The organism is Atribacter sp. (genome assembly GCF_035418125.1).
GTDB classification, from domain to species: domain Bacteria; phylum Atribacterota; class Atribacteria; order Atribacterales; family Atribacteraceae; genus Atribacter; species Atribacter allofermentans.
Window position 1 is genome coordinate 1 of record NZ_DAOLQM010000045.1, and the last position, 11,172, is coordinate 11,172.

Annotated in this window: 10 protein-coding genes; 7 read left to right on the forward strand and 3 right to left on the reverse strand. The window is 36.7% G+C overall.

Translation table 11 applies throughout. The annotated features are described in order from the left end of the window. The 6 genes from PLK24_RS04020 to PLK24_RS04045 form a co-directional block, all read left to right on the forward strand. A partial coding sequence (locus PLK24_RS04020) for an FGGY-family carbohydrate kinase (RefSeq protein WP_324476526.1) occupies positions 1-378 on the forward strand: 378 nt, incomplete at its 5' end. Between the two features lie 122 nt (positions 379-500). Beyond that, positions 501-1,598 (forward strand): DUF4432 family protein, encoded by a 1,098-nt coding sequence (locus PLK24_RS04025; RefSeq protein WP_324476528.1) that lies wholly within the window; start codon positions 501-503, stop codon positions 1,596-1,598. A 287-nt stretch (positions 1,599-1,885) separates the two neighbouring features. Next, positions 1,886-2,770, forward strand: coding sequence for a TIM barrel protein (locus PLK24_RS04030; protein ID WP_324476530.1), 885 nt, complete (start codon positions 1,886-1,888; stop codon positions 2,768-2,770). 90 nt (positions 2,771-2,860) lie between these two features. Then, on the forward strand, positions 2,861-3,829 hold the full coding sequence (locus PLK24_RS04035; RefSeq protein ID WP_324476532.1) for a substrate-binding domain-containing protein: 969 nt from the start codon (positions 2,861-2,863) through the stop codon (positions 3,827-3,829). 100 nt (positions 3,830-3,929) lie between these two features. Further along, entirely contained in the window at positions 3,930-5,447 is a 1,518-nt protein-coding gene (locus tag PLK24_RS04040) for a sugar ABC transporter ATP-binding protein (RefSeq protein ID WP_324476534.1), read from the forward strand. A gap of 21 nt (positions 5,448-5,468) precedes the next feature. Further along, positions 5,469-6,461: an ABC transporter permease gene (locus PLK24_RS04045; protein ID WP_324476536.1), complete on the forward strand. Its 993-nt coding sequence runs from the start codon at positions 5,469-5,471 to the stop codon at positions 6,459-6,461. Positions 6,462-6,486: 25 nt separating this feature from the next. On the opposite strand, the gene PLK24_RS04050 is transcribed toward PLK24_RS04045, so the two are convergent. The 3 genes from PLK24_RS04050 to nrdR all read right to left on the reverse strand — a co-directional run bounded on the left by PLK24_RS04050 (position 6,487) and on the right by nrdR (position 9,918). Beyond that, entirely contained in the window at positions 6,487-7,191 is a 705-nt protein-coding gene (locus PLK24_RS04050) for an anaerobic ribonucleoside-triphosphate reductase activating protein (protein ID WP_324476538.1), read from the reverse strand. Between the two features lie 62 nt (positions 7,192-7,253). Further along, positions 7,254-9,356: a ribonucleoside triphosphate reductase gene (locus PLK24_RS04055; RefSeq protein ID WP_324476540.1), complete on the reverse strand. Its 2,103-nt coding sequence runs from the start codon at positions 9,354-9,356 to the stop codon at positions 7,254-7,256. A 100-nt stretch (positions 9,357-9,456) separates the two neighbouring features. Continuing rightward, on the reverse strand, positions 9,457-9,918 hold the full coding sequence (nrdR, locus tag PLK24_RS04060; protein ID WP_324476542.1) for a transcriptional regulator NrdR: 462 nt from the start codon (positions 9,916-9,918) through the stop codon (positions 9,457-9,459). 299 nt (positions 9,919-10,217) lie between these two features. On the opposite strand from nrdR, the gene PLK24_RS04065 reads away from it, so the two are divergent. Beyond that, on the forward strand, positions 10,218-11,172 hold a 955-nt coding region (locus PLK24_RS04065), incomplete at its 3' end, for an acyl-CoA dehydratase activase-related protein (protein ID WP_324476544.1).

Genomic DNA, 11,172 nt, shown 5'->3' on the forward strand with positions numbered 1-11,172 from the left:
GAACAGGTAGTTCGAGCTACCTTAGAATCCATGGCTTATCAAACTCGGGATGTATTAGAAGCCATGGTCAAAGATTTAAAAAAACCCTTAGATTCCTTACGGGTTGATGGGGGTGCTGTAAAAAATAATTTCCTAATGCAATTCCAAGCAGATATTTTAGGAGTTCCAGTAATAAGACCAGTCGTCACCGAAATGGCAGCTTTAGGAGCAGCTTATCTTACTGGTCTTGGAGTTGGTTTTTGGAAAAATCGGGAAGAAATATCTGCTATGTGGAAGATGGATAGAGTTTTTGAGCCAGAAATGGATGTAAGTCAGAGAGAAGAACTTTATCACGGTTGGAAAAAAGCAGTAGAGCGATCTCTGCATTGGGCTGAATAGTTACATATTAAATTATTATGATTAATTTAAACAATTTTTAAGCTATTTATAGGTCTTGTCCTTTTCATAAGGGTTTTGTGGTTCCATCCGATTTCGTTTGATATTTTGTAAGGAGGTGAATTATGGCTTTTCAGGGTGAGGTTATCATTAGGAAAGAAATGTTCCATTATAAAGAGATGGAATTGGTGAAAGGGAAGGCTTTAAAAGCCTCACTTTTTATTTTTGAAAGTGGAATTCATGCCGTAAAATTAGAAAATGAGTTGGGATATATAACTGTTTTACCGTATAAGGGACATCAAATCTGGGACGCGGTTTTTTATGGGCGAAGTATAAAAATGCTTTCAAAATTTGATGAACCAAAAAATGTTGAATCAATAGCCAATACCTACGGATGTTTTATGTACCATTGTGGAGCCTTAAGAACCGGAAATCCAGGAAAAGAAGACACCCATCCACTTCATGGTGAGCTCCCTTACGCAAATTTTGACCATCCCCGGTTACTTTTTGGTGAAGACGAAAAAGGTTTTTATTTAGCAATTACCGGAGAATTCCAATACAATGATGCCTTTACCTCAAGCTACTATCGAGCCTATCCAATTGTTAAGATTCATAGTCAATCATCCCTGTTAGATATTATTATTCAAATCGATAATCTTTCTGAGTATCCTATGGAGCATATGTATATGACCCATATCAATTTCCGACCCATCGATTACGGGAAAATGATACAACCAGTTTCGTGGAGTCCAGAATTTATTAAACTTCGGGAAAGTACTCCAGCTCATTCGAAGGACATTCCTTTAAGTGAAGAATATATTCAGTTTGTGAATACTATTAAAACCAATCCTGAACGCATGCAAACCATACTTCCTGAAGATCCTTATTTTCCAGAATTGGTTATTTATCTTAAATCTCCCAAAACCGATGATCAGGGATGGACACATTTTTTACAAGTTCATCCTAATGGTTCAGGAGATTATGTTTCCTACCGACCGGATCAGCTTGACCATGCAACCCGTTGGATTATACGGAACCGGGATCGAGAAGCCTACGGATTTTTATTGCCGGGAACTTGTGATCCAGAAGGATACACTCATGAAAAAGCAGCTGGTAATGTGAGAATCATTCCTGAGAAAAGTTCGGTAAAATACCATATCATTACTGGGGCGCTTGATCCAAATCGAACCAAAGAAATGCAGGAAAAGATAGAAAAGCTATAAGGGAATAAAAATTGCCATCAAATAATTACTTATATATTTATTTTTTATGTTTATTTCATTCAGTATGGGGAAAACTATATTAACATAATAATTAAAAGAATTTGATCATTGTAATGCATCATATTTATAAAGTAAACTAAACGTTAATTTACCGAAATAAAAACTTTAAATAATTTAATCAAAGATTCAGTAATAAGAAATTTTATAATTAATAATACTTATAAATTTAAATCAAAATTCATTGACATAAAAAGGGAGATATTTAAACTTAAATAAAAGAAATGATAATGAATAAGGAAAGGATGATTAAAATGCACTATGGTGTTTTTGGTTTGTTGTTTTTTCCAAAATTTACACAAGAAAGAATATCGGTATTAGAAAAAGTTAAAAAACTTGGCTACGAAGGAATTGAAATTTCTTTAAGCGAAGATTATTTATCTTCTAATTTATCCAATGAAATTGTCAAAGAAGCACAAAAATTGGATGTTAAATGTTTGTGTTCTACATCACTGGATGAAAAAACCGATATTACATCAAACGATAAAGCCATTAGGGAAAACGGAATTACTTTTCTAAAAAAGTGCGTTGAAGAAGCTGCAAAACTTGGTAGTGATGTTATCGGAGGGGTTATATATGCACCTTGGGGATTAAGCAATAAAAAAGGGAGAACTCGAGAAGAATGGGAAATTTGCAAGGAAAGTTTATTCAAAGTTGCAGAATTTGCTAAAGATTATAAAGTATTTCTTGCTCTTGAACCGGTCAACCGTTTTGAATCCCATTTTCTAAACACTGCTGAAGAAGCGAAAACTCTTATAAATGAAATTAACCATCCTCAATTGAAAATTCATTTAGATACTTTCCAAATGAATGTTGAAGAAAATCATTTATATGATGCCATCAAAACAGCTGGCGATTTACTTTTCCACTTTCATTGTTGTGCAAGTAATAGAGGAATTCCTGGTAATGGTCACATCGAATGGGACGAGGTATTTCAAGGTTTGAAAGAAATTGGTTATAAAAGGTGGTTAGTTGTTGAATCGTTTACGCCCGATATTATGAAGGAAGAGTTTGGTCGTCAGGTTGCGATCTGGAGAGAAATTGCTGAACCTGAGGATATTGCCAAAAAGGGTTTGGATTTTTTGAAAAGCGTAGAGAAGAAAATTTTTGTTTAGAAAAGAGGTGATGATAATAGATAAAATAAAACTCTATTCAAATGAATAGGATTTTTTGTATTTATTAATACTAAAAAGGGAGGAAGAAAAATGAAGAAGAGCTTGTTTATTGTAACTATTTTACTATTAACAGTGTTTGTTGTCAGTTTAGGTTTAGCACAGGCAAAAGAATATAAGTATGTGATCGTACCGAAGATAGTTCACCCTTGGTTTGATAAAGTTAACCAAGGAGCACAGGAAATGGCCGAGTTTCTTGAAAAAATAACTGGAGATACCTTTGTCATAGATTATAGGGCTCCAGCAACCGCAAGTGTCGTGGAACAAAACAGAATACTCGAACAAGCAGCAGCGACTGAACCAGCAGGTATTACTTTGGACCTTCTTGATGCTGAGGGGAATAGGCCAGTTTTAGAGGCAATTCTCGCCCGTGGGATTCCCATTGTAGTATTTGATTCCTATGCTCCAGAAGGCATGGGTCTTACCACGGTTAATAATGATTTTGTAGCCCAACAGATTGGAGCCTGCCAGAGACTCGTGGATTTGATGAAAGCTAAAGAAAAGAAGGATGTTTATAAAGTAGCTCTCATTGAAGGAGTTCCTACTGCACCCAATCATAAGAAACGTTTTGAAACTTCAAAAGAGTTTTTTTCCAAGCTACCAGAGATAGAAATTGTAGCCGAAGGTGTTGATAACGATAGCATTGAACAAGCTCAGAAGCAAGCAGCTGCAATCATTGCTGCCCACCCTGATCTTGATGGTATGATAGCCCATAATGCAGCTGGACCAATAGGAGTCGGTCTTGCCATTAAAGAGGCTGGAAAAGTTGGAGAAATCATCCATGTCGGCCTGGATGATTTAGACCAACTGATTGTTTTGATAAAAGAAGGCGTTGTGGAATCTTCATATAGTACCAAACCCAAAATGCAAGGTGCGTATGCAGTTCTTTGTATGTGGTTACAGAACCAAGGAATTGCTACGCCAATGTTAGTTGATACTGGTTTTGTTGTAATAACCAAAGACATGATTCCTGATGATGTAAAGGAATATAAAGGATACTAAAAGGAACTAATTATTGTATCACCCATAAAAAGTTGCTCTTTTTAGGTTCAACTTTTTATGGGTGGTTTTTAATAAAAATGGATGAGGACAGGAAGAAAAAATGGATTATATCTTAGAAGCAACCGGTATTACCAAAATTTTTCCAGGGGTAGTAGCTCTCAATGAAGTCGATTTCGCTTGTAAAAAAGGAACAGTCCATTGTATTGTAGGAGAGAATGGAGCTGGTAAAAGTACTTTTGTAAAAGTTTTAACTGGTATTTATCATCCTGAAAAAGGAAATGTAAAAATTGAAGATAAAAGTATCTTTGAGAACCCCGAAATTATTAATAAGGTTGCTTATGTTCCTCAAGAATTACAATTATTTGAATATATGACGGTAGGAGAAAATTTATTATTACCTTTTAAAAGGAAAGGGTTAAATCGATTTTATTCGAGTAAAAGTAAAATATTTAAAATGGCAGCCCCTCTCTTAGAAAAATTCCACGTTGCTGAAAAAGCTGAGACTAGCGTAAATGATATTTCTCCTTCGAGTAAACAATTATTGCAAATAGCTCGTGCGCTAATCATCGAAGACTGTGAGATTATAATCCTTGATGAGCCAACAACCAGTTTGACCATTGAAGATACCAAGCGTCTATTTCAAGTAGTAAACCAACTCAAGAAAGAGGGGAAAGCAATAATATATATATCTCATAAGCTTGAAGAAGTATTTGCTATAGGTGATGAAATAACCGTTCTCAGAGATGGGAAAAAAGTTGGTTATTCAAAGGCTTCAGATGTTGATAGAAACTGGATAATAAAAATGATGTCGGGGAAAGAAATTGATGAAAGAATTATCTTCCGTCCTACTAAGAATCAAGGAGAACTTATATTAGAAGTAAAAAATCTAACCGGTAAAGGGTTTTTAAATATTAATTTTGAACTACATCGAGGAGAAATACTGGGATTTTACGGTTTAGTTGGAGCAGGGCGTTCTGAAATTATGCAGACTATTTTGGGGTATAGATATGTGGCTGAAGGAGAGGTACAAGTTGATGGAAAACCGTTAAAGCTCGGGAACCCTCATTTTGCCATCCAAGGTGGAGTATTTTACCTTCCTGAAGAACGAAAGCAACAAGGGATATTTCCATATTTAAGTGTTCGTCATAATGTTGGGGTTGCTCTCGGGGAAAAAGTACTTAATGGGGTTGTGGTATCAGCAAAGAAAGAAAAATCAATGACCGAAGAGTTGGTAAAAGTATATTCGGTAAAAACATCTTCAATAGAAACACCGATAAGATTTCTAAGTGGAGGAAATCAACAAAAAGTTATTGTTGGACGTGCAATGTTTTGTTCACCAACCCCAAAAGTAATCATTTTTGATGAACCAACCAAGGGAATTGATGTCATGACGAAAACCGAAATATATAAAATTATGAAAGATCTTGCTGAAAAAGAAAAGATTGGAATAATTTTAGTATCTTCAGAACTTGAAGAATTAATGAGATGTTGTAATCGGCTTATTACTGTTTATCGAGGAAAAATAACTGGTGAATTCGACCCAAGTAAGGTTAAAACCTCAGAAATTATTGCATCAGCAATCAATGTTAATGATATAGAGCAAGTTGCTGCTAAATAATATAGTTTTGGAGTGTTTGAAATGGCACAGAGAGAGAATGTTTCGAAGTTAAGAAAAACGATGGAAATAGTTAGAAAAACACGTTCAATTGGTGTTATTTTTGCGCTTATTGTTCTTGTTATTCTTGCTTCACTTTTGTCGCCTTATTTTTTAAGTGGTTATAATTTACAGGCTTTAACAAGGTCTCTAGCATTTGTCGGAATGATAGCCTTGGGTCAAGCATGTTTATTGCTTATTGGAGAATTGGATTTGTCAGTTGGCGCTATAGCAGGTTTTTGCGGGGTCATTGGTGGAGTGCTCATCATTAACTTAGGGTTTCATCATTGGCTTGCCTTTGGTTTATGTCTCTTATTGGGAGCGGGATGTGGATTTCTTAATGGAGCTTTAGTTGCAAAATTGAATTTGAATTCTTTGGTCGTTACGGTTGGGATGACTGGTGTTTATACCGGTCTCAACCTGGTTATTTCTAAAGGAAGAGCGATAACCGGCATTCCGAAAGCTCTTTATTTCTTAGGCCAAGGTGATTTTTTAGGGATTCCTGCACCTTTTATCATTATGATTGGTGTTGCAGGGGTGGTATTATTTGTTACACAAAATACCATTTTTGGTCGTTATATGTATTCTGTGGGAAATAATCGTGAAGCATCAAAAATACTTGGGATCAGGGTAGAACGAGTCCAGATAATAACTTTCATGATGGCTGGATTGTTTGCTGCCTTAGCTGGTATGATAATGGTGGCGCGTCTTGGCTCCTCCCAACCTGCAATTGGGCAAGAGTGGGTATTACCATCAATTGCTTCTTCGGTTATTGGAGGGGTTTCACCAGCGGGAGGCATAGGAAATCCTGTTGGTGCAGTATTAGGTGCCGTGATAACCGGAGTTATTGAAAATATAATTGTAATTTTTGGTATTTCTCCCTATTGGCAAACTGCAGTAAGCGGAGTGGTGGTCGTTGCAGCCGTATCTCTTGATTCAATTCAAAGAATTTTTTATGAAAGAAAAGTAAAATTATAAACCTTTTTTATTGGTAGAAATGTGTTCAAGAATAAGGCCGAATGACAATTAGGTCTTTCTGGATTTGGTGATTAATTCGGTCTCGCCACTGGTTGAGAAGTGAGGGTACATATGGAGAAATAGTACGAGCCTCATCGCTTAGGGTTTTTTGAGGATGAAAGTTTTGCCAATACCAATGATTAGCGGAGGAGCACTTTTCAGCCATTTCAAAAAGGATTTTTTCATCGTGAAAAGGTGGATAAATGGTGGTACGGATTTCGGCTTGATTTGGATTATTAAGCGCTAGGTCTAAAACCGACTGACAGTTTTTATACCATTTTTCTCCTAAAACCTTTTTATATAGAGAAAAAGGAAGTTTATAGTCGATTCCCCACAGGTCAGCCAAACCAGCTTGAAAAATTTGCTGGAATGGCTGAAAAAGACTTCCATTGGTATCGATTTTGATTAAAAATCCCTTTTGCTTAACTTGTTCCAAAAAGGGAAAAAGATCGGGGGCGTGGATTAACGGTTCACCCCCGGTGATACAAACTGCATCAACCATCCCTTTTCTTCTCAGCAGGAACTCAAGAACAATACTTTCATGAATCTGAGGGAGGGATCCTTTTAAAAATACTAATTCTGGATTGTGGCAATAGGGACAACGAAAATTACAACCGCCAGTAAATAAGACGGTAGCTATCTTCCCTGGATATTCGATATAACTTACTTTTTGCCAGCCACGAAAAATCATAATTTCTTTGTATTGAATAAATTTATTCAGATTCGATCATGGAATTCTAAACCACTAAACTTTCAAATAGTATTTGAAACCACATATTCTTGGCGTTGTTTAAATTCTTCTTGCTTTCCGTGGTTCCAACGTTGAACCGGCCGATAATATCCTACTACCCGAGAGTATACCTCAGTATCAGTTCCACATTCCGGACATTGGAAGATGCGACCGGAAATATATCCATGATTTGGACAGACCGAAAAAGTTGGTGTAACGGTAATATAGGGAACAGTATATTTCTCACAAGCTCGCTTTATAAAGAGCTTGACAGTCTCGGGCTCGGGCGTTTCGGGCATAAAAGCGTGAAATACCGTACCACCCGTATATAAAGCCTGCAAGTCTTTTTGATGATCTAAGGCTTCAAAAGGATCATCAGTATAGTTTACTGGTAAATTGGTACTGTTGGTATAATAGGGCTCATTTTCTCCTGAGGTATAAATATCGGGAAAATGTTTTTTGTCATGCTTTGCCAAGCGGTAACTGGTGCCTTCGGCTGGGGTAGCTTCCAGATTATAGAGATTCCCAGTTTCTTCTTGGAAGTCTGCCAGACATTCTCGCATATACTTGAGAATTTTCAAGGCAAAAGATTTTCCTTCTGGGTCGGCAATATTTTTTCCAATAAAATTAATACAGGCTTCATTCATGCCCACCAACCCAATGGTTGAAAAATGATTTTTGAAGGTCCCCAAGTATCTTTTTGTATAAGGAAGAAGACCGTTTTTCATGTTCCGTTCAACAACTTTTCTTTTTATTTCCAGAGCAGTTTTAGCAATATTCATCTTCGCTTTTAACCGGGCAAAAAAATCTTCCTCGTCCTTACTGAGATAGCCGATTCTTGGCAGATTTATGGTGACAACACCAATTGAACCAGTTTTATCCGCTGATCCGAATAAACCTCCTCCTCGATTACGAAGGACTCTTAAATCAAGTTGAAGGCGGCAGCACATGGATCGAACGTCACCCGGCTTCAGGGAACTAGAAATAAAGTTCTGAAAATATGGGACACCATATTTAGCAGTTAATTGCCAAAGCAGCATAGCATTTTCTGAATCCCAGGGGAAATCAGCAGTAATGTTGTAAGTTGGTATAGGGAAAGAAAAAACTCTCCCTTCAAAGTCGCCTTCCAACATTACTTCGATAAAAGCACGATTGATCATATCCATTTCTTGCTGGTAATCACCATAACAGCCTAAATCCGGTTGTTCTTTACCACCAATAATCACTGGTCTTTCTTTCATATCTTCTGGAACAATCCAATCAAAAGAGAAATTGATGAAAGGTGCTTGGCTCCCCCAGCGAGAGGGAACATTCATGGCAAACACCATTTGTTGAATGAGCTGTTTGGTCATCCGATAATCGAGATGGTCAAAACGAACAAAGGGAGATAAATAAGTGTCTACGGAGTTGAAAGCCTGAGCACCGGCAAACTCCATTTGCATGGTTCCCAAGAAATTTACCATTTGTCCAGTAAGCGCTGATAGGTGTTTAGCTGGACCGGCTGCAACCTTATCCTTAACACCTCCAAAGCCTTCTCGAATAAGTTCTTCTATTGACCAACCTGCACAATAGGCTGTAATACCATAAGAGAGGTCATGGATATGAACATCGGCGTTTATGTGGGCATCTCTTACTTCATCGGGATAAATTCGATTGAGGGTATAGTGGGCCATTACTGAACCAGCAGCATGAAGGACTAATCCTGGATAAGAATAAGTGGTATTGGAATTTTCCTGGGTTCGCCAATCGGCTTTAAGAAGGTATTCTTGGACTATTTTTTCCACATCCACCGCGGCTTGGAGAGCTTCCCGGGCTTCCTGCCTTTTGCGCCGATAAAGAATATAGGCTTTTGAAACCTTTGAATAGCCATATTGAATCAGAGTTTCTTCTACTAAATCCTGTATGGTTTCAATGTCAACAGTGGTGTTCGTTCCAAATTTTTCGAATAGCTGATTGGTAACCACTTGACTCAACTCATTAGGGATTGTTTCAGATGTTTCACCTACCGCTTGAAAAGCTTTGTAAATAGCTCTCTCTATTCTTTTTCGATCAAAGGGAACGATTCGGCCATCCCTTTTTTGCACTTTTTGGGGTGTTAATATATCAACATCAAAAGATTTACTCACAAAAATCCCTCCATATACTTTTTAAGAAATTGATAATAAAAGAAAAAAACAACAAAACTAATTAGTGAACTGAATTAATAAATAGCATTGGTTTGTAGAACTATTGTTTCTCTCCGGTCTTTAAAGTAGTTAAAATTTCCATAAACTGGTCGATATCTCGGAATTCTCGATATACTGAGGCAAAACGGACATAAGCCACCTGGTCTAATTCCTTTAATTTTTCCATAACCTTTTCTCCCACTCGGGACGAGGACACTTCTTCATATCCTTCATCCCGTATCTCTTTTTCGATTAGATCAGTTATGGACTCTAAAATTTCTACAGATATTGGTCGCTTTTCGACTGCTTTTAACATCCCATTCAAAACTTTTTCTCGGTCAAAAATTTCCCTTCTCCCGTCTTTTTTAATAATAACCAACGGTTTCCTTTCTAACCGTTCATAAGTAGTAAACCTTTTTAAACACTTAGGACATTCTCTCCTTCGCCGCACCCCACTTCCTCCGTCGGCAACCCGTGAATCTATTACTCGAGAATCAGGTTCACCACAAACCGGACAATGCATCTTGCACCCCAACATATAGACTTATATTTTGGATACCATACTACATTTAGTATATAATAGCTTTGGGAAAAATCAATATGGAAAATAAAAAATATTCATAGCTTAATCCTGGGGGAAAAACTTTTATTTAAAAATGAACTTTTACACCTAACAGTCTAAGTTACTTGAAATTATTTTGTTTTTCCTGGGTTAATGAATATAATATAGTCTTGGGATTAAGGGAAAGTTTTCAATAAAAAACCTATCAAGATGTTTATGATAGAGATAGTTTTTATAGAGTTTTATTCATTAAAATAAGGATGATATATCAAGGAGATGGATGCCGTTTGAAAGTTGGTATTCCTCGAGGATTGTTGTTTTATCGTTTTTATACCTATTGGACAACTTTTTTAAAGGAATTAGGTGCCGATCTGGTAATTTCTCCACCAACCAATAAGCTCATTATTCAGCGAGGCCTTACCTATGGAGTGGATGAAATATGCTTTCCGGTAAAAGTATTTTTAGGGCACTGTCATTATTTAAAGGATAAGGTTGATTCTCTTTTTGTGCCCCGTATGGTGAGTTTCTGTAAAAATGAATATAATTGCCCGAAAATTCTTGGTTTACCCGATGTCGTTAGAAATCTCTTCAATATTCCCCAGGAAAGAATAATTGATGATGAAATCAATATGAGAGACCGGGGTTTTATTGGGTGGCGACAAGGTTTTATTGAAATAGGGAAGCGATTTACCTCGAATGTCAGAAAAATAAACCACGCTCTTCAAATTGCTGAAGAGGCTCATTTTCAGTACCGAAAAAAAATTGCTAATGGATATTTTCCTGAAAATTTGATTGATAACCATCCAATGTTAACCTCTTATCAGGAAAAAATTCTTTTATTAGGCCATAGTTACCTGATCAATGATAGTTATATTAACATGAATATTCTTCATAAAATGAATACTATGGGTTATTCAATTGTTACCAGTGATATGATAGATAATAAGGAGATCCGAAAAGCTTTAAAAAAAATTCCTAAACCCAGCTTTTGGACGATTTCCAATGAAGTATTAGGCAGCGCGCTCTATTCAATATACCAAAAAGATCCGGCTATAAAAGGATTCGTTCATTTAGTATCTTTTGAATGTGGTCCCGATTCGCTGGTTGGTGAACTCATCGAGCGGTGGTTAAAAAGAGAGGTTTATTCTATTCCTTACCTGCGCCTTGAGATTGATGAACATACTGGCGAGGCTGGTTTGATAACTCGTTTGGAAG